General features: G+C 64.5%; 25 protein-coding genes. 5 read left to right on the forward strand and 20 right to left on the reverse strand.

The window, feature by feature from the left end:
* Positions 1–5: 5 nt before the first annotated feature.
* The gene (locus ACR9YP_RS02285) at positions 6–785 is read right to left on the reverse strand and encodes an SGNH/GDSL hydrolase family protein (protein WP_370991155.1); all 780 of its coding nucleotides are present in this window, start codon (positions 783–785) and stop codon (positions 6–8) included.
* On the reverse strand, positions 785–2,041 hold the full coding sequence (locus ACR9YP_RS02290) for an OpgC domain-containing protein (protein ID WP_128936885.1): 1,257 nt from the start codon (positions 2,039–2,041) through the stop codon (positions 785–787). The genes ACR9YP_RS02285 and ACR9YP_RS02290 overlap by 1 nt, the downstream gene beginning before the upstream one ends.
* 197 nt (positions 2,042–2,238) lie before the next feature.
* Here ACR9YP_RS02290 and apaG point away from each other — a divergent pair, with 197 nt between their 5' ends.
* The gene (gene apaG / locus ACR9YP_RS02295) at positions 2,239–2,631 is read left to right on the forward strand and encodes a Co2+/Mg2+ efflux protein ApaG (RefSeq protein WP_128936886.1); all 393 of its coding nucleotides are present in this window, start codon (positions 2,239–2,241) and stop codon (positions 2,629–2,631) included.
* Positions 2,632–2,859: 228 nt separating this feature from the next.
* Here apaG and ACR9YP_RS02300 read toward each other — a convergent pair whose 3' ends face one another.
* The 3 genes from ACR9YP_RS02300 to ACR9YP_RS02310 form a co-directional block, all read right to left on the reverse strand.
* Positions 2,860–3,867, reverse strand: coding sequence for an Hsp33 family molecular chaperone (locus tag ACR9YP_RS02300; protein ID WP_438104281.1), 1,008 nt, complete (start codon positions 3,865–3,867; stop codon positions 2,860–2,862).
* Positions 3,868–4,009: 142 nt separating this feature from the next.
* Positions 4,010–4,933, reverse strand: coding sequence for an ornithine carbamoyltransferase (gene argF / locus ACR9YP_RS02305; protein WP_091884961.1), 924 nt, complete (start codon positions 4,931–4,933; stop codon positions 4,010–4,012).
* Complete coding sequence (locus ACR9YP_RS02310) at positions 4,933–6,141, reverse strand: aspartate aminotransferase family protein (RefSeq protein WP_438104280.1); 1,209 nt, start codon at positions 6,139–6,141, stop codon at positions 4,933–4,935. Before ACR9YP_RS02310 ends, argF begins: the two co-directional genes overlap by 1 nt.
* Before the next feature lie 468 nt (positions 6,142–6,609).
* Between ACR9YP_RS02310 and ACR9YP_RS02315 the strand changes: the two genes are divergently transcribed.
* Positions 6,610–7,122, forward strand: coding sequence for a GcrA family cell cycle regulator (locus tag ACR9YP_RS02315; protein ID WP_091885401.1), 513 nt, complete (start codon positions 6,610–6,612; stop codon positions 7,120–7,122).
* A 243-nt stretch (positions 7,123–7,365) separates the two neighbouring features.
* On the opposite strand, the gene phoB is transcribed toward ACR9YP_RS02315, so the two are convergent.
* The 11 genes from phoB to ACR9YP_RS02370 form a co-directional block, all read right to left on the reverse strand.
* Positions 7,366–8,073 (reverse strand): phosphate regulon transcriptional regulator PhoB, encoded by a 708-nt coding sequence (phoB, locus tag ACR9YP_RS02320; RefSeq protein WP_008143479.1) that lies wholly within the window; start codon positions 8,071–8,073, stop codon positions 7,366–7,368.
* Between the two features lie 14 nt (positions 8,074–8,087).
* Positions 8,088–8,804, reverse strand: coding sequence for a phosphate signaling complex protein PhoU (gene phoU / locus ACR9YP_RS02325; RefSeq protein ID WP_091884957.1), 717 nt, complete (start codon positions 8,802–8,804; stop codon positions 8,088–8,090).
* An 11-nt stretch (positions 8,805–8,815) separates the two neighbouring features.
* On the reverse strand, positions 8,816–9,634 hold the full coding sequence (gene pstB / locus ACR9YP_RS02330) for a phosphate ABC transporter ATP-binding protein PstB (RefSeq protein WP_091884952.1): 819 nt from the start codon (positions 9,632–9,634) through the stop codon (positions 8,816–8,818).
* Positions 9,631–10,476: a phosphate ABC transporter permease PstA gene (gene pstA / locus ACR9YP_RS02335; protein WP_128955834.1), complete on the reverse strand. Its 846-nt coding sequence runs from the start codon at positions 10,474–10,476 to the stop codon at positions 9,631–9,633. The genes pstB and pstA overlap by 4 nt, the downstream gene beginning before the upstream one ends.
* 1 nt (position 10,477) lies before the next feature.
* Positions 10,478–11,467, reverse strand: coding sequence for a phosphate ABC transporter permease subunit PstC (gene pstC / locus ACR9YP_RS02340; RefSeq protein ID WP_164934782.1), 990 nt, complete (start codon positions 11,465–11,467; stop codon positions 10,478–10,480).
* A gap of 171 nt (positions 11,468–11,638) precedes the next feature.
* Positions 11,639–12,652 (reverse strand): phosphate ABC transporter substrate-binding protein PstS, encoded by a 1,014-nt coding sequence (gene pstS / locus ACR9YP_RS02345; protein ID WP_091885397.1) that lies wholly within the window; start codon positions 12,650–12,652, stop codon positions 11,639–11,641.
* Between the two features lie 144 nt (positions 12,653–12,796).
* Positions 12,797–14,095, reverse strand: a complete 1,299-nt coding sequence (locus tag ACR9YP_RS02350) for an ATP-binding protein (RefSeq protein ID WP_438104277.1) — start codon at positions 14,093–14,095, stop codon at positions 12,797–12,799.
* Between the two features lie 33 nt (positions 14,096–14,128).
* On the reverse strand, positions 14,129–15,184 hold the full coding sequence (locus ACR9YP_RS02355; RefSeq protein ID WP_091884934.1) for a putative bifunctional lysylphosphatidylglycerol flippase/synthetase: 1,056 nt from the start codon (positions 15,182–15,184) through the stop codon (positions 14,129–14,131).
* Complete coding sequence (locus ACR9YP_RS02360; RefSeq protein WP_128955835.1) at positions 15,185–15,496, reverse strand: hypothetical protein; 312 nt, start codon at positions 15,494–15,496, stop codon at positions 15,185–15,187.
* Positions 15,497–15,636: 140 nt separating this feature from the next.
* On the reverse strand, positions 15,637–15,939 hold the full coding sequence (locus ACR9YP_RS02365; RefSeq protein WP_438104276.1) for a hypothetical protein: 303 nt from the start codon (positions 15,937–15,939) through the stop codon (positions 15,637–15,639).
* 2 nt (positions 15,940–15,941) lie between these two features.
* A complete protein-coding gene (locus tag ACR9YP_RS02370) occupies positions 15,942–17,336 on the reverse strand; it encodes an OmpA family protein (protein ID WP_438104274.1) in 1,395 nt (464 codons plus the stop codon).
* A gap of 166 nt (positions 17,337–17,502) precedes the next feature.
* On the opposite strand from ACR9YP_RS02370, the gene ACR9YP_RS02375 reads away from it, so the two are divergent.
* Together ACR9YP_RS02375 and ACR9YP_RS02380 are read left to right on the forward strand one after the other, a co-directional pair.
* The gene (locus tag ACR9YP_RS02375) at positions 17,503–18,561 is read left to right on the forward strand and encodes a polysaccharide deacetylase family protein (protein WP_091884922.1); all 1,059 of its coding nucleotides are present in this window, start codon (positions 17,503–17,505) and stop codon (positions 18,559–18,561) included.
* A gap of 222 nt (positions 18,562–18,783) precedes the next feature.
* Positions 18,784–19,596: an SDR family oxidoreductase gene (locus tag ACR9YP_RS02380; RefSeq protein ID WP_091884917.1), complete on the forward strand. Its 813-nt coding sequence runs from the start codon at positions 18,784–18,786 to the stop codon at positions 19,594–19,596.
* A gap of 213 nt (positions 19,597–19,809) precedes the next feature.
* On the opposite strand, the gene boxB is transcribed toward ACR9YP_RS02380, so the two are convergent.
* The 4 genes from boxB to ACR9YP_RS02400 all read right to left on the reverse strand — a co-directional run bounded on the left by boxB (position 19,810) and on the right by ACR9YP_RS02400 (position 25,899).
* Positions 19,810–21,261 carry a benzoyl-CoA 2,3-epoxidase subunit BoxB gene (gene boxB / locus ACR9YP_RS02385; protein WP_091884914.1) on the reverse strand — a complete coding sequence of 484 codons (1,452 nt, stop codon included), beginning with the start codon at positions 21,259–21,261 and terminating at the stop codon, positions 19,810–19,812.
* A 152-nt stretch (positions 21,262–21,413) separates the two neighbouring features.
* The gene (boxC, locus tag ACR9YP_RS02390; protein ID WP_438104273.1) at positions 21,414–23,102 is read right to left on the reverse strand and encodes a 2,3-epoxybenzoyl-CoA dihydrolase; all 1,689 of its coding nucleotides are present in this window, start codon (positions 23,100–23,102) and stop codon (positions 21,414–21,416) included.
* Between the two features lie 194 nt (positions 23,103–23,296).
* A complete protein-coding gene (locus ACR9YP_RS02395; RefSeq protein WP_438104271.1) occupies positions 23,297–24,115 on the reverse strand; it encodes an alpha/beta fold hydrolase in 819 nt (272 codons plus the stop codon).
* A gap of 242 nt (positions 24,116–24,357) precedes the next feature.
* A complete protein-coding gene (locus ACR9YP_RS02400; protein WP_370990951.1) occupies positions 24,358–25,899 on the reverse strand; it encodes a benzoate-CoA ligase family protein in 1,542 nt (513 codons plus the stop codon).
* Positions 25,900–26,020: 121 nt separating this feature from the next.
* On the opposite strand from ACR9YP_RS02400, the gene ACR9YP_RS02405 reads away from it, so the two are divergent.
* The gene (locus ACR9YP_RS02405; protein ID WP_370990952.1) at positions 26,021–26,929 is read left to right on the forward strand and encodes a helix-turn-helix transcriptional regulator; all 909 of its coding nucleotides are present in this window, start codon (positions 26,021–26,023) and stop codon (positions 26,927–26,929) included.
* The last annotated feature ends 1 nt before the right edge of the window (position 26,930 follow it).

Genomic DNA, 26,930 nt, shown 5'->3' on the forward strand with positions numbered 1-26,930 from the left:
AGACCTCAATTTTGCTGCTGGGCCGGCTCCAGATGGGCAGCGTCGATCACGAATTGTGCCAACGCCCGGCCAAGGCAATCATGAACCTGTTTCGCCAGCTCAGGCCCGCGGGACGGGTTGAACAGGTCGAACTGGCCCTGATCGTTCCACTGCCGCATGATCGCGAAACGGTCGAACAGTGGGATGTCGTGCTCCTGCGCCACCACGCGCATATTATCGAGAAAAGGCTGCGCCGCGATCATGGTTTCGGTGCGCGGGCTATACTGCAAATTCATCAAGACGACGTCAGCCCCTGTCTTTTGCAACGCAGTAACCCCCTCGGTTACTGCGCTGCGAAATTCGTCGGGATCGATGGATCGGATAGCATCCACGGTCCCGGTCTGCCAGATGACCAAAGTAGGCGTTTTTGCTTCCATCAGCTTAACGAAGGTGGCGGCGGTCTCCTGTGCCGTCCTCTTGCTCTGTATTTCTACGGAGACGTGCACCGCTCCCGGGGGCGGCAGCTTGTCCTTGAGGCTCACCTCCATGCGTGCCGGATATGAGCTGCTCTCCGAGGAAGGAATCGTGGTCGAGCGGCTGCCGATGACCAGAATCTCGAGCGGTTTGCCGGCCTTGACGGCGTCGGCGACCTTGGGAAGCTGGCTTTCGCTGGTGAGCAGATAGGGCGGCAATTCGCAGGCCGCGGGCGCGGCCGGAGCGGCAGACGCAGCATCGCCCGCGCGCGCCATGGGCGCGGCGAGACCACCGCATAGCAGGATCAGGCTCAGGAGAACCTTCGCCTTCATCAGCCCCCTCCCGCCAGATCGGCGTTGCCGACGGCGTTTTTGGTTTTCGCACCGCTCTTGTCAGCCACGCTCTTGTACCACGAAATGACCCAGGCCACCCCCCACATGATCAGGATTCCGGAGAGACTAATCAACGCATGCATGGCTGCGCCGCCGGAGACCTCGGCCAGGATGAAATGGCCGGCGAAGGCCAGGAAGACGCCGAGACAGAAGATCTCGAGGGAATGCTGCCCACACAGGATCAGCGGCCGCAGCCAGCGCGATTTCAGGCCCGGCCAGGTCCGCGGCAGGAAGCGCACGGTGAGCGCGGCCAGCGCCAGGAAATGGGTGAAGCGCAGTACGTCGAGATCGGTCTTGTCGATCGGATACATCCACTGCTCGATGCGCTTCGGCATGAGGTGACCGAGCTGCGGCACGTACCAGGTCAGCGTCACGTAGAACGCCGCGACCAGATAAGCGATCGCAATCCACATCGTCACCGGTGAGGCCAGAATGCGCGACATGCGTCGCGCACCTCCGAGCGCACACCATGCACCGAAGACGAAAAGCAATTGCCAGGCCAGCGGATTGAACGCCCAGAAGCCGTTCGGATAGGCCGAGAAGTAGAGGTCATATTCCCAGGTCACCGCGTAGAGCACGACCGAGAGGCCGAGCGTGACGTCGGGCTTCCACTTCATCGACCACAGGATCAACGGCAGCGCCAGCATCAGCACGATGTAGAGCGGCAGCACGTCCATGTTGACGGGCCGGAAGCGCAGCAGCAGCGCCTGCACGATGGTGACGTCGGGCTGCTTGAGGAAATCCATGATGCCCATCTCTTCGGTGTAGAGCGGGTTCTCGAAGCTGGTCGCCACATAGGAGATCTCGGCGAGGAAGATCGTGAACAAGAAGACGTGGGCGACGTAGATCTGCCAGACGCGCCGCAGGATGCGCGCGGTGGCGATGACGACGCCGTTCTCCAGCATCGCACGGCCGTAGACGAAGGCGGCGGTATAGCCGGAGATGAAGATGAATATCTCGGTGGCGTCGCTGAAGCCGTAATTGCGGATGGTGAACCAGGTCAGCAGGCTGGTTGGCAGATGGTCGATGAAGATCAGCCACAGCGCCAGCCCGCGGAACAGATCGAGCCGGAGTTCGCGCTCGCCGATGGCCGGCAGCGTGATGGCCGGCGCGGCGGCCCGCGGCTTGGTGCCTGCGGGTTTGGCACCCGCGGTTCCCGCGATCGTCGATCCCGTCACTTGGTCGGCAATGGTCATCGGGGGCCAAAAACCCTTCCGCAAATCGCGACGTGCAATGGAGTTTACCGTTCCAGCCGTCGTCCCGCAAAGCGGCACGATCACATAAGGGTGTCTTCCCTTGGGGGAGTCCTTCCCCGCGAATTCTGGCGGGACGATGTCGCCAAAGCCGTCTCCAGCGTTTGGTTCCCCGGGCGGATTTCGGTATGATGGAGGTTATGTACCGCGCCGTGACCCGCCAGATCGAAGTGACCGTCGAGCCGAACTTTGTTCCGGAGCAGTCGTCGGCCGACCGCTCCCGCTATTTCTGGTCCTACACCATCGTCATCACCAATTCCGGCGACGAGACCGTGCAGCTGAAGACGCGGCACTGGATCATCACCGATGCCTCCGGCCGCCAGCAGGAGGTGAAGGGCGAGGGCGTCGTCGGCGAGCAGCCGATCCTGGCCCCCGGCGAGCGCTTCGAATATACCTCCGGCGTGCCGCTCACGACCGCCTCCGGCTTCATGACCGGCCGCTACCAGATGGTCAGCGAAAGCGGCGAGCGCTTCGAGATCGACGTGCCGACGTTTTCGCTGGACAGCCCGGACTACAAGCGGGTGTTGAATTAGGGGCGGGCCTCGGTGCCGTAGGGTGGGCAAAGCGAAGCGTGCCCACCATTTCAGTCGCCGCGGATAAGATGGTGGGCACGCTTACGCTTTGCCCACCCTACGAGATCGGAGTTCTTGGCAAGCAGCCTGCCCCATCATCATTGCGAGCGCAGCGAAGCAATCCAGAATCTTTCCGCGGCGGCAGACTGGATTGCTTCGCTCCGCTCGCAATGACGGAGAATGCAGAACCTACGCGTTCTCCACGCCCGCCTCGTGCGGCGTGAACTGATAGACCGACGAGCAGAACTCGCAGGTCACCACGACCTTATCGTCCTTGACCATGGCGGCGCGGTCGTCCGGCGAAAAACTCTTCAGCATGGACGCGACCGCATCGCGCGAGCAGGAGCATTGTGCCTTCAGGACCTGTGGATTGAACACGCGCACGCCGCGCTCGTGAAACAGGCGGAACAGCAGCCGCTCACCGGACAGCTCGGGATCGATCAGCTCGACGTCCTCGACGGTCTCGATCAGCGAGCGCGCCTCGACCCAGGCGTCGTCTTCCGCGACACTGTGCACCTCGGTGCCTTCGGGCGCGTTGCCGGGATGCAAATCGGCCTGCCGCGCGCGCTCCGGCGCCTTCGGCAAAAACTGCATCAACATGCCACCAGCACGCCAGCGATGCTTGCCGCCGTCGCTACTGCGCCATTCCTCGCCGACCGCGAGGCGCACGCGCGTCGGGATCTGCTCGGAGCGCAGGAAATATTCGTGAGCGGCCTCTTCGAGGCCGCCGCCGTCGAGCGCGACCAGGCCCTGGTAACGGCTCATGTCGGGACCCTGGTCGATGGTCATGGCGAGATGGCCGCGGCCGAGCAGCGTCCCTGAATCCCTGGCGTCACCGAGGCGCGCAGCATCGAAGCGCGCATAGGCGCGCAGGCGATCCGGCGCCATGTAGTCGACGACCAGGAACGATACCGGACCGTCGGTCTGGGCTTGAAGGATGAAACGGCCCTCGAATTTCAGCGCCGAGCCGAGCAACGTCGTCAGCACGATGGCCTCGCCGAGCAGCTTGCCGACGGGGGCGGGATAATCGTGCTTGGTGAGGATGTCGTCGAGCGCCGGGCCGAGCCGCACCAGGCGGCCGCGCACGTCGAGCGCATCGACCTCGTAGGGCAGCACGGCGTCATCGATCGGAACTGCTGATGGCGCGCGAACCGGGCCTTCGAGCCCGGTTTTCATGTCAGGGGATTGGAAAACCATGGCGCTTTATCTGGGGTCGGAGGTGACGGATTGGAAGGGGTGCGAGGCGGCGTGTTCCGGATGCAGCTATGATTACACACGATCCTGCAAATTCGGTGTCGTCCTGGCGAAAGCCAGGACGACGATCCAAATGCGCCCCCGCCTACTTCACCGCGTCAAAGCACCAGGCCAGAATGCCCTTCTGCGCGTGCAGGCGGTTTTCGGCCTCGTCGAACACGACCGATTGCGGGCCGTCGATCACGTCATCCGTGACCTCCTCGCCGCGATGGGCGGGCAGGCAGTGCATGAACAGCGCATCGGACTTGGCCAGCGACATCAGCTTGGCATTAACCTGGTAGGGCTTGAGCACGTTATGGCGGTGCTCGCCTTCCTTGTCGCCCATCGACACCCAGGTGTCGGTGACGACGCAATCGGCACCGCGCACGGCGGCTTCCGGATCGGTGCCGAGCACGATCGGCGCATTGGTCGTCTTGATCCAGTCGCGCATCGCCTTCTTCGGCGCGAGCTCCGGCGGCGTTGCGACGTTGAGCTGGAATTTGAAGCGCTCGGCGGCGTGGGCCCAGGACGCCAGCACGTTGTTGTCGTCACCGGTCCAGGCCACCGTCTTGCCCTCGATCGGGCCGCGATGCTCCTCATAGGTCATGAGATCGGCCATCACCTGACAAGGGTGCGAACGGCGCGTCAGGCCGTTGATGACGGGCACGGTCGCATAGGCCGCAAGCTCCAGCAGCGCCTCGTGATTGAGGATGCGGATCATGATGGCGTCGACATAGCGCGACAGCACGCGCGCGGTGTCGGCGATGGTCTCGCCACGGCCCAGCTGCATTTCGGCACCGGTGAGCATGATGGGCTCGCCGCCGAGCTGGCGCATGGCGACGTCGAACGACACCCGCGTCCGCGTTGAGGGGCGCTCGAAGATCATCGCCAGCGTCTTGCCTTCGAGCGGCCTGACCGGCTGATGCGCCTTCTGCTTCGCCTTCATGGCGGAGGATGCGGCGAGCATGCGCTTGAGCTCCGACAGCGGGAGCTCGTTGATGTCGAGGAAGTGCTTTGGCGACTTGCTCATCAGCTTGCCGCCCGCTTGGTCTGACTGGACGAGATCGCCGTGCAGGCGCGCTCGAGCCGCCCGACGCTGTCCTCGATCTCGGCTTCGGTGACGATCAGAGGCGGCAGAAAGCGCACGACATTGTCGCCGGCGCCGACGGTGAGCAGTTTTTCGTGGCGCAAGGCGGCAACGAGATCACCCGAAGGCACGACCGCCTTGATGCCGATCAGGAGACCCTCGCCCCGCACTTCGCTGACGACATCAGGATGGCGATCGATCACGGAGGCGAGCTTCTGCTTGAGCAGCAGCGACATCTTCTGCACGTGATCGAAGAAGCCGGGCTTGAGCATGACGTCGAGCACGGCGTTCGCAGCGGAGATCGCGAGCGGATTGCCGCCGAAGGTCGAGCCGTGCGAGCCGGGTGTCATGCCGGAGGCCGCTTCCGCGGTCGCAAGGCAGGCACCGATCGGAAAGCCGCCACCGAGCGCCTTCGCCAGCGACATCACGTCGGGCGTGACGCCGAGACGGCGATGCGCGAACAGATCGCCGGTGCGGCCCATGCCGGTCTGCACCTCGTCGAACGCGAGCAACAGGCCCTTCTCGTCGCAGAGCTGGCGCAGCGCCTTGAGAAAGGCGGGTGCCGACGAACGCACACCGCCCTCGCCCTGGATCGGCTCGATCAGGATGCCGGCGGTCTGCGGACCGATCGCCTTCTTCACGGCCTCGATATCGCCATGCGGGACCTGGTCGAAGCCGTCCATCGGCGGGCCGAAACCTTCGAGATATTTTGCCGAGCCCGTCGCAGCCAGCGTCGCCAGCGTACGGCCGTGGAAGGCGCCTTCGAAGGTGATCATGCGATAGCGATCGGGATGGCCTTTGGCGGCGTGATAGCGCCGCACGACCTTGATCACGCATTCCAGCGCTTCGGCGCCGGAATTACAGAAGAACACGAAGTCCGCGAAACTCTCGTTGCACAGACGCGTTGCAAGCCGTTCGCCATCCGGGCTCTGGAACAGGTTCGACATGTGCCAGAGCTTGGTCGCCTGCTCCTGCAACGCCTTGACCAGCGCGGGATGGGCATGGCCGAGCGCGTTCACCGCAACGCCCGACGTGAAATCGAGATAGCGATCGCCATTGGTCGCGATCAGCCAGCAGCCTTCGCCGCGCTCGAAACCAAGGTCGGCCCTGGCGAAAACGGGAAGCAGATGCGGCGCGGCGCTGTTGGTCATGACCATCACTTGGATGTTGCATTTGAAAGTTGAGACCTGCCTGGCGTGCCTTGCGCAGCGCACCATTGACCGGTCCGGAAAACGAAACGTGCCGCCTTTTAAGGGCGGCACGCGGCACTATCTTATGCCTGGCAAGACCGGTGTCAATGCCGCCCGGAAAGCCTCGCGAAACGCTGAATCCGTAGTCTTGCGGTGCCGATTTTGCGGGGTTTTCACCACGGAACATGTGGAAGCGAGTCGGCGGACTCTTGCGCGGGAGTCACGCCATATTGTAGCGTTTGGCCTGTCAGATACGACATCTCGTGCAGCGGTTCTGATCCTCTAAGTCCTCATGTACCGGCGTAAACGTTCGGGCGTCAGTAGCGCGCCCGGCGAGCCTTAAGGGATTCTGGCGGCACGGGTTTTTCAAGGCTTAGGCATTCGCTGTGAGGCCCCAGGATGGCGGCGCGCAGCGAGGGAAAGGGTGCAATGACGGTTTTGACCTGGTCCGACGATCGCGTCGAGCAGCTGAAAAAGCTCTGGGAGGCCGGACTTTCGGCCAGCCAGATCGCGGCCGAGCTCGGCAATGTGACCCGCAATGCCGTGATCGGCAAAGTGCACAGGCTCGGCCTGTCGGGCCGCGCCAAGAGCCCATCTTCGGCCGCGCCGCGGCCGCGCAAGGCGCGCCCAGCACAGCACATGATGCGGGTGACCCGGCCGATCTCGCGCGGCAACACCGCGCTGGCGCAGGCCTTCGAGGTCGAGGTCGAGGCCGAACCGGTCACCTACGACAACGTGGTGCCGATGAGCCAGCGGCTGTCGCTGCTGGAATTGAACGAGGCAACCTGCCACTGGCCGGTCGGCGATCCCTCGAGCCCGGATTTCTTCTTCTGCGGCGGCAGGGCGCTGTCCGGCCTGCCCTACTGTGCCCAGCACTCGCGCGTGGCCTATCAGCCGGCCGCAGATCGCCGGCGCGCGCCGGCCAAGCCGAGCACGCGGTGAGTTTGTTCTGAGACCAGAAATGAGCCGTCGTGCGATGGCGGCTCTACATGTTCGGTGTCGTCCCGGCGAAGGCCGGGACCCATAGCCACCGAATGCCATTTGGCGAAGACTCTCAATGATGCGGCTGCACCGTGCAATCAAGACCGCGCCCAATCGATAGATCACGCGGTATGGGTCCCGGCCTTCGCCGGGACGACGCGGAAATTGGGGCGACAGCTCGCTAACTCATCCCCACCAAACGCCTTACGTCTGCTCCGCCTTCGCAAACCGATCATCCAGCGCATAGCCGGCGCCGCGGACGGTGCGGATCGGGTCCTGCTCGCGGCCGAGATTGAGCAGCTTGCGCAGGCGGCCGATATGGACGTCGACAGTGCGCTCGTCGATATAGATGTCGCGGCCCCAGACGCTGTCGAGCAGCTGCTCGCGCGAGAACACGCGGCCGGGATGCTCCAGGAAGAACTCCAGCAGGCGATATTCGGTCGGGCCGAGATCGATCGGCCGGCCCGAGCGCGCCACGCGGCGCTTGTCCCGATCGAGCTCGATGTCACCGTAGGCGAGCACGGTGGCGAGCCGCTCCGGACTTGCGCGCCGCAGAAGGCCCTTAACGCGCGCGAGCAGCTCCGGCACCGAGAACGGCTTGACGATGTAGTCGTCGGCGCCGGTCGCAAGACCCCGCACCCGCTCGCTCTCCTCGCCGCGCGCGGTGAGCATGATGATCGGGAGTTGCTTGGTCTCGGGACGGGTGCGCAGCCGCCGGCACAGCTCGATGCCTGATAGTCCCGGCAGCATCCAGTCGAGCACGATCAGATCCGGGATGTGTTCCTTGAGGCGGGTGTCGGCGTCGTCGCCGCGCATCACCGTCTCCACGTCATAGCCGTCGCCTTCGAGGTTGTAACGGAGAAGCTCGGTGAGAGCTTCCTCGTCCTCAACCACCATAATGCGTGCGCCCATGTTGTCGTCGCTCCCTAGGTATTCGGTACCGTCGTGGCGAAGGTCGTCATGTCGCCCTTCGGCCGCTTGTCGGTGATCGCCTGCCCCTCGATCATGTAGAACACGGTTTCGGCGATGTTGGTGGCGTGGTCGCCGATCCGCTCGATGTTCTTGGCGCAGAACATCAGATGGATGCAGAACGAGATGTTGCGCGGATCCTCCATCATGTAGGTGAGGAGCTCGCGGAACAGCGAGGTGCAGATGGCGTCGACTTCCTCGTCGCCCTTCCACACCGCCATTGCCGCCGGCAGGTCATGCGCGGCATAGGCGTCCAGTACCGACTTGACCTGCTGCTGCACGAGGTCGGTCATGTGCTCCAGGCCGCGGAACAGTTTTAGCGGATGGAAGTCCGTCTCCAGCGCCGCAACGCGCTTGCCCATGTTCTTGGCGAGGTCGCCGATGCGCTCGAGATCGGTGGCGACGCGCATGGCGCCGACGATCTCGCGCAGATCCACCGCCATCGGCTGGCGGCGGGCGATGGTGAGCACGGCGCGCTCCTCGATGCGCTTCTGCAGCGCATCGAGCTCGGCGTCGGTGGTGACGACGCGCTGACCGAGCGCGACGTCGCGGCGGATCAGCGCGTCGACGGAATCGACGATCATGCGCTCGGCGATGCCGCCCATCTCGGCGACCAGGCGGGTGAGCTCCTGGAGGTCGGTGTCGAAGGCCTTTGCGGTATGTTCAGTACCCATGTCCCGTCTCCTCAGCCGAACCGGCCGGTGATGTAATCCTGCGTACGCCGGTCGCTCGGCGACGTGAAGATCTTGCTGGTGTCGTCGAACTCGATCAGCTCGCCAAGATACATGAAGGCGGTCTTGTCGGAGACGCGCGCCGCCTGCTGCATGTTGTGGGTGACGATCGCGATCGTGTAGTTCTCGGACAGTTCCTGGATCAGCTCCTCGACCTTGGCGGTCGAGATCGGATCGAGCGCCGAGCAGGGCTCGTCGAACAAGATCACTTCAGGCCGCACCGCGACCGTGCGGGCGATGCAGAGGCGCTGCTGCTGGCCGCCGGAGAGCGACAGGCCCGAAGCGTTGAGCTTGTCCTTGACCTCGTTCCACAGCGCGCCGCCGCGCAGCGCCTTCTCGACCCGGTCGTCCATCTCCGACTTCGAGATCTTCTCGTAGAGGCGGATGCCGAAGGCGATGTTCTCGTAGATCGTCATCGGGAACGGCGTCGGCTTCTGGAACACCATGCCGACGCGGGCGCGCAGCAGATTGAGGTCGAGCTTGGGGTCGAGAATGTTGGTCTGGTCCAGCATCAGCTGGCCGGTGACGCGCTGGCCCGGATAGAGGTCGTACATCCGGTTGAAGATGCGCAGCAGGGTCGACTTGCCGCAGCCCGACGGGCCGATGAACGCCGTGACGCGGTTGGTGCCGAGCGTCAGGTTGATGTTCTTCAGCGCGTGATGCTCGCCGTAATAGAAGTTGAGGTTGCGCACCGTCACCTTGGCGGGCGCTTCCGGCAGCGGATGCGAGGCCAGGTGACCGTTGGAACTCACGGATACGGACAGGTCGGTCATTTTGCGGTCCTCTCGGCACCGAGGATGCGGGCGCCAATGTTCAGGGCAAGCACGGTGAGCGTGATCAGCAGCGCGCCGCTCCAGGCGAGTTGCTTCCAATAGGCGTAGGGGCTCTGCACGAAATTGTTGATGGTCACGGGCAGGTTGGCCATCGTCTTGTTCAGGCCGAGGCTGAAGAACTGGTTCGACAGCGCGGTGAACAGTAGCGGCGCGGTCTCGCCGGCGACGCGGGCGGTGGCGAGCAGCACGCCGGTGATGAGGCCGGAGCGCGCGGCGCGGTAGGCGATGCGCTTGATCACCAGCGAGCGCGGCAGGCCGAGCGCGGAGGCCGCCTCGCGCAGCGCGTTCGGCACCAGAAGCAGCATGTCCTCGGTGGTGCGAAGCACCACGGGGATGACGATCACGGCGAGCGCGAGGCTACCCGCGATCGCCGAGAAGCCGCGCATCGGCACCACCACGGCGCCGTAGATGAACAGGCCGATGATGATCGAGGGCGCCGACAACAGGATGTCGTTGATGAAGCGGATCACCGAGGTCAGCTTGTCGTTGCGGCCGTACTCGGCGAGATAGGTGCCGGCGAACAGGCCGAGCGGCGCGCCGATGCCGACACCGAGCACGGTCATGATCAGCGAGCCGACGATGGCGTTGAGCAGGCCGCCTTCGGACGCGCCGGGCGGCGGCGTGTTCTCGGTGAAGACCTGGAGGTTCAGGCCGCTAAGGCCGTTGTAGAGCAGCGTGATCAGGATCAGCGCGAGCCAGGTGACGCCGAAGGCGGCGGCGGCGATGCAGAGCCCGCGGATGACGATGTCGGTGCGGCGACGGCGTGCGTAAATCGGGTTCATGTCACTTCCCCGCCTTCTGTTCCAGACGCAGCAGCATCAGCCGCGCGGCCGCGAGCACGAAGAACGTCAGCACGAACAGGAGCAGACCGAGCAGGATCAGGCCGGACTGGTGCAGGCCGTCGCTCTCGGCAAACTCGGAGGCGATCGCCGCCGAGATCGTGGTGCCCGGTGCAAAGATCGACGAGGAGATGCGGAACGAGTTGCCGATGATGAAAGTCACCGCCATAGTCTCGCCGAGCGCGCGGCCCAGCGCCAGCATGACACCGCCGATGATGCCGACACGGGTGTAGGGGATCACCACGCTGCGGACGACTTCCCAGGTGGTGCAGCCGACGCCGTAGGCGGCCTCTTTCAGCACCGGCGGCACCGTCTTGAACACGTCGACCGAGATCGAGGTGATGAAGGGCAGCACCATGATGGCGAGGATCAGCGCGGCGTTGAACAGACTGAGATAGGACGGGGGACCTGCGAAGATCGCCCCCAGCACGGGAACGCCGTCGAAGACCCTGATCATGAAGGGCTGGAAGGTGTTGGCCAGGAACGGGCCCAGCACGAAGAAGCCCCACATGCCGTAGATGATCGACGGAATGCCGGCGAGCAGCTCGATCGCCATGCCGATCGGGCGGCGCAGCCATTGCGGGCAGAGCTCGGTAAGGAAGATCGCAATGCCGAGACCGACCGGAATGGCGATCAGCATCGCGATGAAGGAGGTGACGAGCGTGCCGTACATCGGCCCGAGCGCGCCGAGCACGGGCGGATCGGCCGAAGGCGCCCAGCGCTGCGTCCACAGGAACGACAGGCCGTATTCCTTGATCGCCGGGAAGGCGCCGACGATCAGCGAAATGATGATACCGCCGAGGATCAGCAGCACCGAGATCGCGGAAAGCCGCGTGATCCAGTAGAAGGTGACGTCGCCGAGCTTGAACGCGCTCAAGGCCTTGGCGCGGTCATACGGTCCGGCGTCGTCGATTACATCGCTCTGAACGGCCATCTCTGCCACGCCGATCCCCTGTACCCGTTCTCTATACGCTTGTTGCCGGAGTTGTGCCCCGGATGCGGCGCGAGCTGCGAAGCGGTGCGACGCTGATCCGGGGCCCGGTTCTTGTGGGTCCCGGGGCTGCGCAGCAGCGTTTCACGCTGCAGCGCGTCCGGGACATTCGCTTCAGCTCTTGATCTCGGCAGCCCAGGTCTTCTCGATCAGCTGGACGACGCTGTCCGGCATCGGGATGTAGTCGAGCTCTTCAGCCGCCTTGCCGCCGTTCTTGAAGGCCCAGCGGAAGAACTTGATGGCTTCCTGGGAGGCAGCCTTGTCCGTCGCAGACTTGTGCATCAGGATGAAGGTCGCCGCCGTGATCGGCCAGGACTTGTCGCCGGGCTGGTCGGTCAGGATGACGTAATAGCCAGGAGCCTTGGCCCAGTCGGCGTTGGAGGCGGCGGCCTGGAAGGCCTCGACGGTCGGTTGCACCGGCTTGCCGGCCTTGTTGACGAGACCGGTGTAGGTCAGCTTGTTCTGCTTGGCATAGGCGTACTCGACATAGCCGATCGAGTTCTTGGTCTGGCTGATGTTGCCCGACACGCCTTCGTTGCCCTTGGCGCCGACGCCGACCGGCCACTCGACCGCGGTGCCCTCACCGACCTTGCTCTTCCAGTCCGCGCTGGCCTTGGAGAGGTAGTTGGTGAAGTTGAAGGTGGTGCCCGAACCGTCCGAACGGCGGACCACGGTGATCGCCTCCGCGGGCAGCTTCACGTTCGGATTGAGCTTCTTGATCGCGGCATCGTCCCACTTGGTGATCTTGCCGAGATAGATGTTGGCCAGCGTCTCGCCGTCGAACACCAGTTCGCCGGGCTTCACGCCCTCGAGGTTGACGACGGGGACGATGGCGCCCATCACCATCGGCCACTGGACGAGGCCGTCCTTCTCGAGCTGCTCGGCCTTGAGCGGCGCGTCGCTGGCGCCGAAGGTCACGGTCTTCGCCTGGATCTGCTTGATGCCGCCGCCCGAGCCGATCGACTGGTAGTTCAGACCGTTGCCGGTCTCCTTCTTGTAGGCATCAGCCCACTTCGAATAGATCGGGAACGGGAATGTCGCACCGGCACCCGTGATGTCGGCTGCAAACGCCGCCGTCGTCGATGCGGCGACCAAGCCGGCAGCGACGATAGTTTTGAGGAAATTCATGCTGGTCTCCATACAGGGGAGCGAAGCGCCATCCGCGCCCGATCGCGCTCCCCGCGCCGCCCCTTTAGGAGCGGTCGGCTGTGCTTTTACGAAGGTTTCGTGACAGCTGGATGACACCTTCAAGCGATTGAAATCGCTTGATTTTCAGGTCGAAGTCGGAGGCCTGGCCTGGGGAAAACAGGCGGTAAAAGTGGCGCCCTGTTTGGGTACGCTTTCGATCAGGAGCCGGCCGCGATGACGGTTAAGAATATGTTTCACCAGCGATAATCCGAGCCCGGTTCCACCCTGCGAGCGGCTGTCGCCGACGTCGACCCGATAGAAGCGCTCGGTCAGCCGGGGCAGGTGCTCCGGCGCGATGCCCGGGCCGAAATCCCGGACCATGGCCCGGATTTCCTGAGATCCATCAGTGGCCGCGCTTGACGTCAGCGACACGATGACGCGTCCGCCCGAGGCGCCGTATTTGAGCGCATTCTCGATCAGGTTCTCGAACAGGCGAAGCAGCTCCTCGCGGTCTCCCGCGATCATCACGGGGGCTTCCGGCAGATCGGTCTCGACATCGACCTGGCGTTCCCGCGCCAGCGGCTCGAGCCCGTCGGCGACCTGGAGGATGATCGGCAAGAGGTCGACCAGCGTGTCGGGGCGGACATGGGCCGACAGCTCGACCCGCGACAGCGACAGCAGATCGTCGATCAGGCGCGCCATACGGGTCGCCTGGTTGTGCATGATGCCGAGGAAGCGCTCGCGCGCCTTGGGATCGTCCTTGGCCTGGCCCTGGAGCGTATCGATGAAGCCCGACAGCGCGGCGAGCGGCGTGCGCAGCTCGTGGCTGGCATTGGCAACGAAGTCGGCCCGCATCTCCTCGACCCGGCGCAGCGGCGTCTGGTCGTGGAAGGTCATCAGCATGCATTTGTCGGCGCCGCCGAAGGTGGTCGGCACCGGCACCGGCGTGATCATGAGCTCCATCCAGCGATCGACCGGAACATGGTCGAGATAGGTCGCGCGCCGCGGCTCGGTGGTCGCGATCGCCTCGCGCAACGCCGTGATGATCTCCGGCGAGCGTAGCGCGAACTGGGCGAGCTCGTTCCTGCGCAGCGCCGGCGCGAGCTGGGCGGCGGCGGCATTGAGATGGATGACGCGGCCGGCGCGGTCGAGCAGTACCGCAGGATCCGGCATGCCGGCGACGACGGCGGCCACCGCCGCGCTCTCGACCGGGTTGATGCGCCTGACATCGTCGCGCGAGGCTGTGGGATCGTGCAGGCGCCAGGGGATCAGCGCCGCGGCTGCGATGCAGAGGAAAACGATCGCGGCATGCAGCGCCGACAATTCGCCGAGCGAGACCACCACCGACAGCGCCAGCGCCGCAGCGATCAGGATGATGGTCGAGTGCCGCAGCCGATCGGACCAGGGCTGGGTGTTGGGAGAAGATGGGGCGTCGATCGCCATCGGGGAGGGCTTCTCCTTAAAGGCTTGCGCCGGTCAGGCGCCGCTGTCGCTGCGCTCTCTCACATAAGCGGCCTCATGCGCCGGGCCGGGATCGAGCTTGAGCGCCGCCTGCTGCAAGCGCTTCGAACGTGCGCCGATGATAACTTCGCGAAACGTCAGCAAGATTACAGATAGAACGAAGGGGGACAAATAATAGAGGACGCGGAACAGGAGCATCCCGCCCAGGAGCTCCTCGCGGTCCATCTGCCAGAGGCCGACCAGCATGGCGGCATCGAACACGCCAAGACCTCCGGGCGAATGGCTGGCAAAGCCGAGCAGTGTCGCCGAGACGAAGATCACCGCGACCACGACGAAGCCGAGGTTGGGCTCGTCCGGGACCAGCACGTACATCGCGAGCGCGCAGAAACCGAGATCGACGATGCCGATCGCGATCTGGAGCAGCGTCAGCGGGCCGCCCGGCAGCACCACGGTCCAGGGCCCGCGTCCGACCACGCGCGGCTGGGTCCAGACCCACACCACATAGGCGACCAGCCCCACGATGATCATCATCGCCAGCGCCCGGTTCAGCCAGGGCGGCAGCTGGTCGATCGCGGCGGCGGCCTCCGGATGGTAGGAGATGCCGAGGCCGAGCACGGCGGCATTGCCGAGCCAGAAGGTCAGGCCGGCGAGAAAGCAGATTTTTGCGACGTCGATCGCATTCAGCCCATAGGCCGAATAGATGCGGTAGCGCACCGCGCCGCCGGTGAAGACGCTGGCGCCGACATTGTGGCCGATCGAATAGCTGGTGAAGGCGGCGAGCGCGTTGATCCGGTAGGGCACGTGGGAATGCCCGATCGCGCGCGTGGCGAACAGGTCGTAGAAGGTCAGGGTGAAATAGCCCGCAGCCACGAACAGCGCCGCCATCGCAATCTGGCTCGGCTCGGTGCTCTTGATCGCCTCCAGAACCTCGTTGCGATCGATGCCGCGGAGCATGTGGTAGAGCACATAGCAAGCGATGCCGATGACCGCGACGCTGATCACAACTCCCAGCTTATGCAGGATTTGCTTCTGGCGCAGAAACGTCGTCGCCCTGCGTATGGCTTCCAGCATCTAGACCTCGAACAACGCTTCAGCGGCCAGGTTGGCCGGCAGACAGGCGGACGACGCACCGGCACTCAACGACCCCTCGCCGCCGGCTTCGGCATCGCGCATGCCCCCTGCCCTTCCACTAGCGCGTTTTCGGGCGAAGTGGAATTCGCCAATTCGAACAAAAACACGTGCCTTCAATATTTTAGGCAGGGTTGCGGGCTCCTGATGCACGGTTTGGCGCTTTCGGCGGCAAGGCTTGACGCGAATCTCCTTGGCAATCCTGCGCAGACGCCATGAAGTTTTGATGATTTCAACCGCACAATGTTCCGTCACGGCTTTAAGCCGACGTCAATCTATGGGGCGCGCCGGCCTGTTGAAAGGGGGGCATCGAAGCGGCCGGTCACGGATTTCTGATGCGCCGAAAGGCCGCGGCGGACGCGCACCCATCCCTGGGAGTGGGGTGCACGGCAACATCACGGGGCAACCGGCGGTGTGCTCCGCGAGACCACCCGGTCGCGTAGCCATGCACCGATGGCGCAACCCACGAGATAGCACGCGAACATGATCAGGCCGAGGTCGAGCCAGTAGCCGAAACGACCGGGGACCACGTGTGACAACGAAGCTGCGACCAGACCCGCGGCAAGGGCGGCAAGCCACCGCGCAGTCACCTTCGAGGTGCCGTTGCCGCGCTGGACCACCGAGATCCAGCCCATGCAAAAGCCCAGCAGCAGCGAGCCGATCAGCCAACCCATATGGAACGAGACGAGGTAGGGCATCGTCACCTCACCAGAAATTCGATGCGGCGGTTCTGCGCCTTGCCCTCATCGGTGTCGTTGCCGGCGAGGGGCTGCGTGCTGCCGTGGCCAACCGCAGTGAAGCGGCTGGCGGGCAGGCCGGCCTTGACCAGATAATCGATCACCGCCTGCGCGCGCTTCTCCGAGAGAGCCTGATTGAAGGAGTCCTCACCGTCGGCATCGGTATGCCCGACGACCTCGATATTGGTGGTGGGGCAGCGCAACGCCGTCTCGATCAGATGGTCGAGAATGCCGGCGGAGTCCGGATCGATGTCGGCGCGCTTCGCCGCGAAGCGGATCTTGCCCTTGGCCAGGAGGTCCGAGAACAATTGCTGGCACACCGTGCCGTCGACGGGGCCTGCCGCAGGCTTCACCGTGATCTCCGGCTTGTATTGCCAGTTCTTCGGAAAGTCCTTGCCGAGCCCTGCGCGGATGTCATTGGCGGCGCCCTCGTAGAGCGCATCGCCCGACAGCTTCACCTCGCGATCCGAAACCACGAGTGTGCCGGTGGACAGCCGCGACAGCGCGCCGAGCGCTGCGACCACGGCGGTGTTGAAGGCGCCTGGCGCGCCGATGCTGGCCTTGAGATTGTCGACGACCTTCTCGTTGAAGAACTTTCGCGAGGCGCTGGTCGCGATCGCGGCGTGGATGGTGTTGTCGGGGACGTAGCCGGTCAGCGTCACCGTCGCGGCCACCGGATCCTTGTAGGCCTGGAAGATGTAGGGCGGTGCCTTGACGTCGTTGGCGGCGATCGAAAAACCCTCCGGCAGGTTCTTCAGCGCGGCCGCAATCGCCTCGCGACCGCCGAGCTCGCGCGCCATGCCCGACAGATTGACCTTGGTATCTGTGATCGTGATCTTGCCGTCCTTGAGCTTGCCGATCTGGTCGAGCAGCAACGTCGCGGCGGCCTCGAATCGTGGCGGCGCACCGCGCGCCAGCCCCATCTGATCGGTCACCTCGACGCCGGCGACTTCCTTACGCGCCGCCTCGGTCAGCCGCGCCCGCATCGAGGGCAGCGGCGCGGAGCCCGACAGGGTCACCCGCACCACGTCACGTTCCGCATTCCAGACGAAGGGTTTGGCCTCGGGAACAAGGCGGGTCCGGTCGTCGACCAGCCGCACACCGGGGACGGTTTCGACCGCCATCACGGCGTCGCGGCGCCCCTCCTCGGAGAAGGCGTCCGCGGCCAGGCTGACGTCGCGGCCGTCGACCGCGATCCGGGTCTTGTCCAGAACGGTATCCTTCAGCGCCGCCGAGCTGCGGGCCGCCAGGTCCGCCTCGACCGGCAAAGTGTTATTCCAGGCCGCAAATCCCCACATGACGGCCAGGGGAATCAGCCCCGGCCACCATTTGCTGGCCCACCTGAAAAGCTTCTGCATTCGACGACCCGAACTCTGGAACCGGAGACAAAACAAACCCTTGGCGGGCTGTCAAACCGGAAATGGTGCCCTTGTGGAGGCCCTGCGTGGACAACCGGAATAACTTTTTCTTCAAGGGTCCTTCCGTAAGTTGTGGGCGGAATGCCCGGGGGTCCGCCAGCCTGCAATGAAACAACTCCGCAACAACGTCATCCGCGCCGGGCTGGAAGCGCTCTATTTCAGCGGGGCGCACCATCTGTTGCGCCCGTTGCTGTCGGGCGTCGGTGCCATTTTCATGCTGCACCACGTGCGGCCGGCCCGTAAGGCTGCGTTCCAGCCGAACCGGCATCTCGAAGTCACCCCCGATTTCCTTCGCGCCACGCTGTGCCATTTGCGCTCACGCGACATCGACATCGTCGGCATGGACGAGCTGCATGAGCGGCTGGCGCAGGGCCGGTTCGCCCGCCGGTTCGCGGCCTTCACGCTCGACGACGGCTATCGCGACAACCTGGACTATGCGCTGCCGGTGCTGCGCGAATTTGACGCGCCTTTGGCGGTCTATGTCGCAAGCGATTTTGCCGAGGGCAACGGACGTCTGTGGTGGATTGCACTGGAGGCGGTGATCGCCAAAGCCGAGCACATTGACGTCAGAATCGGCCATTCCAAGCTGCGGCTCGATGCGACGACGCCCGCTGCCAAGCAGGCGGCGTTCGACCGCTTGCACGACTGGCTGCGCGCGCTACCGGGCGAGCACGACCTCAAGCGCGAGATCGAAGCGCTGTGCACGAATTATGGCGTCGACATGGAAGCGCTGTGCCGCAGCCTCTGCCTGTCATGGGACGAGGTGAAGAGGTTGGCCGCCGATCCCCTGGTCACGATCGGCGCGCACAGCATCAGCCATAGCAATCTCGCCAAACAGGCGGCGGAGATCGCCACGCAGGAAATGGCGATGAGCCGCGCGCGGATCGAGCAGGCGCTGGAGCGCCCCGTGCTGCATTTCGCCTATCCCTATGGCGACCGCGAAGCGGCGGGCGAGCGCGAATTCGCGCTCGCTGCGGCAGCCGGGTTCAAGACCGCAGTGACGACGCGGCCCGGCATGCTGTTCGCCGACAACGCCGGCCACATGACCGCGCTGCCGCGCGTCTCGCTCAACGGCAACTACCAGGCCACGCGAATCTTGCCCGTGCTGACCTCGGGCGCCGCGACCGCGATGTGGAACGGTTTTCGCAGGATTGCGGCGGCGTAGCCGTCAAACTCCGCCGTCGTCGCAAACCTCAGGCGTCGTCCTGGCGAAAGCCAGGACCCATTGCCACCGCCATTCATTTTGCGACGCGCTCGGGCCAAAGCTCGATCCAGCCACTGCCCCCTGGGGTAATGGGTCCTGGCTTTCGCCAGGACGACGATGAGGCGCGTTCCTTGACTCTCAATTGGCACCGGCTCACACAGCCTCCAACCCAAGGGAGGCACCATGTTCAACGATCTGTTCTCGCTCAAAGGCCGCGTTGCGCTCGTGACCGGCGGCTCGCGTGGCATCGGCAAGATGATCGCGGCGGGATTTCTCAGCGCCGGCGCGGCAAAGGTCTACATCACCGCGCGCAAGGCGGGGCCGTGCGAGGAGACCGCCAAGGAGCTCACCGCGCGATATGACGGCGAATGCATCGCACTGCCGATCGACATCTCGACGGTTGCCGGCGCCGAGCTGCTGGCCAGCGAATTTGGGAAGCGCGAGCCGAAGCTCGACATCCTCGTCAACAATGCCGGCGCGGCCTGGGGCGCGGCGTTCGACGAATTCCCCGAAAGCGGCTGGGACAAGGTGATGAATCTGAATGTGAAGGCGCCGTTCTTCCTGACCAAGGCACTGGCCGGCCCCTTGCGCGCGGCAGCCTCCGCCGAGCGACCGGCGAAGGTGATCAACATCGCCTCGATCGACGGCATCTTCGTCAATCCGATGGAGACCTATTCCTATGCCGCGAGCAAGGCCGGGCTGATCCACCTGACCCGGCGCATGGCGGTGAAGTTGATCTCCGACCATGTCGTGGTCACCGCGATCGCGCCGGGCCCGTTCCAGTCCGACATGAACCGCGCCGCGCGCGATCATGGCGACGAGGTCGCAACGCGCGTGCCCGCGGGGCGCATCGGCACCGACGAGGACATGGCGGGCGCCGCGATCTATCTCGCCTCGCGCGCGGGGGATTACGTGGTGGGCGCGACCATCGCGGTCGATGGCGGCATCGTCTATGCGAATCCGGGGATCAAGGGGAGCGGATGGGATAGCGAGTAGGATTGATTGGTACTCCGCTCTCACCCCATACTCAGTGTCATGCCCCGCCACCGGGGCTCGCCTCTGGCGAGCCCGATGACAGGCTCCGGCGGGGCATCCAGTACGCCGCGGCGGATCGGCTCAATCACTGTTGCCTCGGAGTACTGGATCACCCGCTTTCGCGGGTGATGACAGCATTCGTGTGGCGCAGTCGTCGCGCCTCGCGAGCAGCCCCTACGACTCGATCTTCACATACTCGAAATCGCCGGGCTTGTTGTCGATGCCGACTTTCGGCGGCGAGATCCAGGAGGCGAACTTGCCGGTTTCGGTGACGGGCTGCATCAGGGAGGTGATGAAGTCGCCGTCGCTCGTCGACGGCAGCCACTCGTCCTTGCGCTTCGCCCAGGTGGCCTCGTCGATCAAAATGCCGTCGGGCGTGGCGTGGATATCCTTGAACTCGCCGATGTGGCGGTGGAAGGCGACGTTGGGCAGGGTCAGCTTGTAGTCGTAGCCCGCGGTCGAAATCACCTTGTTCCAGCGCAGCATGCCCTTGACACAGTCCTGGCTGTAATCGTCGCGCAGGCGCATGTTGAGCGCGGTCAGCGCCGGCTCGTCGACCAGCTTGATCTCGCCGTTGATGAACTTCAGCACCGGATAGGTGGCGTTCTTGAGCTGGTGATCGTCCTCGATCTGGGTCTCGTGATAGCGGCCCTTGATGCCGGCATTGAAGGCATTGGCCGCGTTGGTCGAGACCTCAGAGCCGAACAGGTCGAGCGACAGCGTGTAGTGCAGGTTCAGCTTCTTCTGGATGGTCGGCAGGTCGATCACCCCGAGCGCGCGGACTTTTGCGATGTCGGTGGGGTCGGTGATGCCGGCTTCGCGCATCGCATCGCAAGTGCGCTGCACGACGCGGGTGATGCCCGTCTCGCCGACGAACATGTGGTGCGCCTCTTCCGTCAGCATGAAGCGGCAGGTGCGCGACAGCGGATCGAAGCCGGACTGCGCGAGTGAGTGCAGCTGCATCTTGCCGTCGCGGTCGGTGAAATAGGTGAACATGAAGAAGGACAGCCAGTCCGGCGTCGCCTCGTTGAAGGCGCCCAGCATGCGCGGCGCGTCTGCATCGCCGGAGCGGCGGCGCAAGAGATCATCGGCTTCCTCGCGGCCGTCGCGACCAAAGTACTTCTGAAGCAGATAGACCATCGCCCAGAGGTGACGGCCTTCCTCGACATTGACCTGGAACAGATTGCGCATGTCGTAGAGCGAGGGCGCGGTCTTGCCGAGATGGCGCTGCTGCTCGACCGAGGCGGGCTCGGTGTCACCCTGGATCACGATGAGGCGGCGCAGCATGGCGCGGTGCTCGCCCGGGACTTCCTGCCAGGCCGGCTCACCATAATGCTCGCCGAAAGGAACGACGCGATTTTCTTCCTGAGGAGCAAGGAGGATGCCCCAACGATATTCGGGCATGCGGACATAGTCGAACTTGGCCCAGCCGCGCGGATCGACGGAGTAGGCGGTGCGCAAGTACACCAGCGATTCCTGGAAGCCCTCCGGCCCCATGTCGCTCCACCAGTCCATGTAGCCGGGGTGCCAGCCTTCCAGCGCCTTGAGCACCTGGCGGTCTTCGGCGAGATTCACATTGTTCGGAATCTTGGTCGAGTAGTCGACGTTCATGATGTTCATGTTCATGGCCGTGCTCCTTGCGATTTCGTTCCGTCATGCCCGGCCTTTGTGCCGGGCATCCACGTTCTTGCTTCCTTGAGCCAGGGACGTGGATGGCCGGGACATTTGTGCGAAGACGCGCTTCGCGCTTTTGCCCGGCCATGACGCAGTGAATGTCGTTACACCCGCGTCATATCGAATTTCGGCTTCTGACCGCTGCCGTAACGGCGCAGTGCGCCTTCCTCGCCGACCGCGTTCGGGCGCTGGAAGATCCAGTTCTGCCAGGCCGTCAGGCGCGCGAAGATCTTCGATTCCATCGTCTCGGGGCCGACGAAGCGCAGGCTCGCTTCCATGCCGGTGAGGCTGTCGGGCGAGAAGCTGGCGCGCTCCTCCAGGAAGACGCGGACTTCATCATCCCAGTCGATGTCGTCGAGCGCGAAGGTGACGAGGCCGAGCTCTTCCGCCTGCTCGGCGTCGAGCGCGGTGCCGAGCGTCGCCTCGGCACGCTCCACATCGGACGGATCGGCCTGGAAGCGCGATTGAAGCCGCGTCAGGCCGTGGCTCATCGGATACGGGCCGAAATTCATCGCGGAGAGCTCGATCGACGGCGGCGGGCGGTTGTCGCCCTGGCGTGTGCCGATCAGCATGTAGGAGCGGTCGGCGGCGAACACGAGCTCGGCGAGCGTGCCGGCAAAACAGGAGCCGGGCTCGACCAGCGTCACCAGCGTGCGCGAGGTGACGTCGATGCGCTTGAGCACTCGCTTCCAGTAGTGCCTGGTTTCGTTGACCAGCCAGTGCGCCTTGTTGGCTTCGAGGAAGGCGTCGCTGGCAAGCACGTGGGCGCGGTCGCCATGGCTCTTGAATACCAGCATGGCAATCTCGAGCTCGTTGATGCGCAAGTGCAGAATGGCGTCGTCGAGCTCGCGCGCGAGCTGAAGCGGCCAGAACGAAGCTCCTTGCGCCATCATGCCGTCGATGTCGGCCGGCGGCGCCGCTTCCGGCGCCTTGATCGAGATGGTGGCGATGCGCGCTGTGCGATCGATATCGACCGTGACGAAGCCGTAGCGGATGCTGGTCTCGTCGATCAGGCGCTTGAGCGGCGTCAGCGCGATGCCCTTGCCGCTGCCCTTGCGCTTCGAGGCGGCCGCGAATTCCTTGGCGCGCTCGGCGATCTTGGCCTCCAGCTTCGAGTTCGGCGCGATCTCGTCGACGAGGCGCCATTGCACGGCGCGCTTGCCCTTCACGCCCTCCTCGATGGTGCAGAAGAAATCGGCATGGTCGCGGCGCACTTTTCGCTTGTCGACGACGCGGGTCAGCCCGCCGGTGCCGGGCAGCACCGCGAGCAGCGGCACTTCGGGCAGGGCTACGGCGGACGAGCCGTCATCGGCGAGGATGATGTGATCGGTCGCAAGCGCGAGCTCATAGCCGCCGCCGGCCGCCGAGCCGTTCACCACGGTGATGAAGCGCTGGCCGGAATTCTCCGAGGAGTCTTCCATGCCGTTGCGGGTCTCGTTGGTGAACTTGCAGAAATTGACCTTGTGGGCGTGGGTGGAGCCGGCGAGCATGCGGATGTTGGCGCCGGCGCAGAACACGCGGTTCTTGGCCGAGCGCATCACGACGACCTTCACCTCAGGATGCTCGAAGCGCAGCCGCTGGAGCGCATCCGCGAGCTCGATGTCGACACCGAGATCGTAGGAATTGAGCTTGAGCAGATAGCCCTCGAACAGGCCGCCATTCTCGTCGACGTCCATGGTCAGCGTCGCGACGTCGCCATCGACCGCGAGCTTCCAATGCCGGTAGCGGGACGGATCAGTCTGGAAATCGATGAATGTCGCGCCGCCTGCGAGGCGCCGATCTTCCCCGGCCATGGGTCACACCCCTGAGCTTGATTATGCATTTTCGCCGTAGCGTTAGATGCACAATAGTGCATCTTTTTGGATGCGTCTAGCCCCTAACGGCCATCACATGCACTTTGTTTCATGCGGCCATCCAAGACCGCGGCTGATGTTGCGGGCCCGCTCCGGGCTGGGCGGGTCTTGGACGTGTCACGCCGCTGCCGCCATCATGCGGCGCGTCCTTGCAGTCCCTGATCGTCGCGCAGGGCCGCTGTCGCAAATTGCCCAATCGCCTCAAGCGTCGCCGCCGGCGCCTCACGATGCGGGGAATGGCCCGCGCCTGGAATGATTTTCAGATCGACCGGGCAGTAGCACTCCTGCTGCGCAATCTCGACCTGACGCAGGGTGCCATATTGGTCGTCCATGCCCTGCAGGACCATGACGGGAACGCGGATGTAGGCGAGAAATTCCGAGATGTCCCAGTCGCGGAATTTCGGATCGAGCCAGGCGCCGTTCCAGCCGTAGAAGGCATTGTCGACATCCTGATGCCAGCGCGCGAGCTTTGCCTTGAGGTCCGTGGACTCGTAGGCGGTCTTGATCGCAGAGATCGATTTCACCGAGATGTCCTCGACGATGAAATGCGGCGCGATCAGCACGAGACCGCTAAGCCGATGATCCTGATGCGCGCCGGCATAGATCGTCGCGATCGAGGCGCCGTCGGAATGGCCGAGCAGGAGGCCGCGCTTGAAGGAGATCGCGTCGAGCAGCTTCGGCAGCACGTCCAGCGCCTCGCGCTGCATGTAATCGAGCGGTCGCGGCAGCGTCACCTTGCTCGACTGGCCGTAGCCTGCGCGCGAATAGACGAAGATGCCAGCGCCTGTGGCTTGCTGAAGCTTGTCCGGGAAGTCGCCCCACTGCCCGACCGAGCCGAGACCTTCATGCAGCATGACGATGGTGGGCGCGTCTGCAGCTTGCGGCGCGAGCCATTTGTATTCGAGGCGGGTGTCGCCGATGCTGAGGATGCCGGTGGAGGTGAGGTTGATCATTGTCGAATTCCCATTCCTAGCCACTGCCGAGATGCCCACCCTCCCCTGGAGGGGGAGGGTCGATTCACAGCGAGCGTAGCGAGATGTGAAGCGGGGTGGGGTGACAGTCTGTCAACGGATGCGGTGCCCGCGTGGAGAGATCACCCCACCCGCTTCGCATTGCGCTTTGCTCCATGCGAAGCGACCCTCCCCCTCCAGGGGAGGGTAAGGCGCGGCGAGTGCGGTGCGCTCAGCACCCAGCATCAATGCGCCCCTTCCCGCAGCTTGAACCGCTGGATCTTCCCGGTCGCCGTCTTCGGCAGCGAGTCCACCACATCGATCCAGCGCGGATATTTCCACGGGCCGATCTTCTGCTTGACGTGCTCCTTCAGCATCTCCTGAAGATCGTTCGTCGTTGCGCCGGGGCGCAGCACGACAAAGGCCTTCGGCTTCAGCAGGCCTTCGGGATCGGCTTCCGGCACGACGGCGGCTTCCAGCACGGCGGGATGCGTGATCAACGCGCTCTCGACCTCGAAGGGCGAGACCCAGATGCCGGAGACCTTGAACATGTCGTCGGCGCGGCCACAGAAGGTGTAGCGGCCTTCGGCATCCCTGACATATTTGTCGCCGGTCCGCGTCCACGGTCCCTCGAAGGTGCGACGGCTCTTGTGGCGCTGATTCCAATAGCCCTCGCCGGCGGAGGGTGCATCGACCAGGAGTTCACCGACCTCGCCATCAGCCACATCCTGGCCGGCCTCGTTGACGAGCCGCACCGCATAGCCGGGCACCGGCTTGCCCGAGGAGCCATACTTGATGTCGCCGGGCGCATTCGACAGGAAGATGTGGAGCAGCTCCGTCGAGCCGACACCGTCGAGAATGTCGACACCGAAGCGTGCCTTCCAGCTGTTGCCGACGGACTCCGGCAGCGCCTCGCCGGCCGAGGTGCAGATGCGCAGCGCCTTGCCGCCGCGCTCATTCTTCATGGTCTCGTCGTTGAGCATGGCCGCGAACAATGTCGGCACGCCGTAGAAGATCGAGGGGTTGTAACGGTTCATCAGGTCGAACATGCGCGCCGGTGTCGGCCGCTCGCTGTTCAGGATCACCGTGGCGCCGACCGACATCGGGAAGGTCAGCGCATTGCCGAGGCCATAGGCGAAGAACAGCTTTGCGGCGGACAGGCAGACGTCGTTCTCGCGGATGCCGAGCACCTGTTTTGCGTAGGTGTCCGCGGTCGCCTGCAAGTTCGAATGCAGATGGCGCACGCCCTTGGGCATGCCGGTCGAGCCCGAGGAATAGAGCCAGAACGCCGGCTCGTCGGGATGCGTCGCGGCGGTGGTGAACTGATCGCTCTCGCCGGCGATCTCCTCGGCGAGCTGCTTGTGGCCATTCTGCTTGACGCCGGAGACCACGACATGCTCGAGATCGGGCATGCGGCCGACGACGTCCTTGATGACGGGATAGAGCGCCTCGGACACGAACAACACGCGCGCGCGGCAGTCGGCGAGGATGTAGGCGTATTGGTCCGCGGTCAGCAGCGTGTTAAGCGGCACCGGCACGATGCCGGCGCGGATCGCGCCGAGGAATACGATCGGGAAATCGACCGTATCAAGCATGATCATCGCCACGCGCTCCTCGCGGCGAACGCCGAGCCGGCGCAGCATGTTGGCGGCACGGCGGCTCTCACGCTGAAGCTCGCCATAGGTGAGCCGCGAGACGGTATCGTCGAAGACGAGCTTGTTGCCCCTGCCCTCCTCGACGTTACGGTCGAGCAGCCAGGTCACCGCGTTGTAGGATCCCTCGCTCACGGACGCCTCCCCGAATTTAGAATTATAATTCATAGAAAGACACCACAGCGGCTTGCTGTCAATGCCAGCAGGCACTATGTTTCATTAAAACGCGCCGCAGGACATCCGCTAAAGAAGCCTCATGACCGACAGTCCCGACGCCGAATCCCGATTTCTCGAACAGCTCGGCCAGCGCGTGCGCACCATGCGCGCGCTGCGCGGCATGTCGCGCAAAGTGCTCGCCAAGGTATCGGGAATTTCGGAGCGCTACATCGCGCAGCTCGAGAGCGGCAAGGGCAATGTCTCGATCGTGCTGCTCCGCCGCGTCTCCGATGCGATGGGCGCACATCTCGAAGACCTGCTCCCCAGCGCCGATCCGACGCCGGACTGGCAGATGTTTCGCGACCTCCTGCGCAAGGCGACACCAGCGCAGATCGCGCAGGCCAAGGATCTGCTCGCCGGCGGCAGCGCGTCTGCGCCGCGGCGCGCGCCGTTCTGCGGCATTGCGCTGATCGGCCTGCGCGGCGCCGGCAAATCCACGCTCGGCCGGATGCTGGCGAAGAGGATCGGCTGGAGTTTTGTCGAGCTCAACAAGGAGGTCGAGCAGCAGAACGGGCTCTCGGTCGCCGAGATCATCGCGCTGTACGGCCAGGAAGGCTTTCGCCGCATGGAGCAGGCGGCGCTGCAGCAGCTGCTCGCGCGCAACGAGCTGATGGTGCTGGCGACCGGCGGCGGCATCGTCTCCGAGCCCCTGACCTTCGACCAGATCCTGACCTCGTTCTACACGATCTGGCTGAAGGCCGAGCCGGAAGAGCACATGGCCCGCGTCCGCCGCCAAGGCGATCTGCGCCCAATGGCGGACGATCGCTCAGCGATGGCCGAGCTGCGCAACATCCTCTTGAGCCGCGAGCCGCTGTATTCGCGCGCGACCGCGGTGGTGGATACCGCGGGCCTCTCCGTCGACGCGGCGGCCGCACGGCTGATCGATGCGGTGCGCCCAGTGCTGCAGAACGAAGCGCGCAGTTTTGGATTGCGCAGCGTGGCGCTGTAAA

Source organism: Bradyrhizobium sp. BR14999, from assembly GCF_056106085.1.

Coding starts and splice junctions, on each gene's coding strand:
- ACR9YP_RS02285 (WP_370991155.1), bottom strand. CDS start 785: ATGAAGGCGAAGGTTCTCCTGAGCCTGATCCTGCTATGCGGTGGTCTC.
- ACR9YP_RS02290 (WP_128936885.1), bottom strand. CDS start 2,041: ATGACCATTGCCGACCAAGTGACGGGATCGACGATCGCGGGAACCGCG.
- apaG (WP_128936886.1), top strand. CDS start 2,239: ATGTACCGCGCCGTGACCCGCCAGATCGAAGTGACCGTCGAGCCGAAC.
- ACR9YP_RS02300 (WP_438104281.1), bottom strand. CDS start 3,867: ATGGTTTTCCAATCCCCTGACATGAAAACCGGGCTCGAAGGCCCGGTT.
- argF (WP_091884961.1), bottom strand. CDS start 4,933: ATGAGCAAGTCGCCAAAGCACTTCCTCGACATCAACGAGCTCCCGCTG.
- ACR9YP_RS02310 (WP_438104280.1), bottom strand. CDS start 6,141: ATGACCAACAGCGCCGCGCCGCATCTGCTTCCCGTTTTCGCCAGGGCC.
- ACR9YP_RS02315 (WP_091885401.1), top strand. CDS start 6,610: ATGACGGTTTTGACCTGGTCCGACGATCGCGTCGAGCAGCTGAAAAAG.
- phoB (WP_008143479.1), bottom strand. CDS start 8,073: ATGGGCGCACGCATTATGGTGGTTGAGGACGAGGAAGCTCTCACCGAG.
- phoU (WP_091884957.1), bottom strand. CDS start 8,804: ATGGGTACTGAACATACCGCAAAGGCCTTCGACACCGACCTCCAGGAG.
- pstB (WP_091884952.1), bottom strand. CDS start 9,634: ATGACCGACCTGTCCGTATCCGTGAGTTCCAACGGTCACCTGGCCTCG.
- pstA (WP_128955834.1), bottom strand. CDS start 10,476: ATGAACCCGATTTACGCACGCCGTCGCCGCACCGACATCGTCATCCGC.
- pstC (WP_164934782.1), bottom strand. CDS start 11,467: ATGGCCGTTCAGAGCGATGTAATCGACGACGCCGGACCGTATGACCGC.
- pstS (WP_091885397.1), bottom strand. CDS start 12,652: ATGAATTTCCTCAAAACTATCGTCGCTGCCGGCTTGGTCGCCGCATCG.
- ACR9YP_RS02350 (WP_438104277.1), bottom strand. CDS start 14,095: ATGGCGATCGACGCCCCATCTTCTCCCAACACCCAGCCCTGGTCCGAT.
- ACR9YP_RS02355 (WP_091884934.1), bottom strand. CDS start 15,184: ATGCTGGAAGCCATACGCAGGGCGACGACGTTTCTGCGCCAGAAGCAA.
- ACR9YP_RS02365 (WP_438104276.1), bottom strand. CDS start 15,939: ATGCCCTACCTCGTCTCGTTCCATATGGGTTGGCTGATCGGCTCGCTG.
- ACR9YP_RS02370 (WP_438104274.1), bottom strand. CDS start 17,336: ATGCAGAAGCTTTTCAGGTGGGCCAGCAAATGGTGGCCGGGGCTGATT.
- ACR9YP_RS02375 (WP_091884922.1), top strand. CDS start 17,503: ATGAAACAACTCCGCAACAACGTCATCCGCGCCGGGCTGGAAGCGCTC.
- ACR9YP_RS02380 (WP_091884917.1), top strand. CDS start 18,784: ATGTTCAACGATCTGTTCTCGCTCAAAGGCCGCGTTGCGCTCGTGACC.
- boxB (WP_091884914.1), bottom strand. CDS start 21,261: ATGAACATGAACATCATGAACGTCGACTACTCGACCAAGATTCCGAAC.
- boxC (WP_438104273.1), bottom strand. CDS start 23,102: ATGGCCGGGGAAGATCGGCGCCTCGCAGGCGGCGCGACATTCATCGAT.
- ACR9YP_RS02395 (WP_438104271.1), bottom strand. CDS start 24,115: ATGATCAACCTCACCTCCACCGGCATCCTCAGCATCGGCGACACCCGC.
- ACR9YP_RS02405 (WP_370990952.1), top strand. CDS start 26,021: ATGACCGACAGTCCCGACGCCGAATCCCGATTTCTCGAACAGCTCGGC.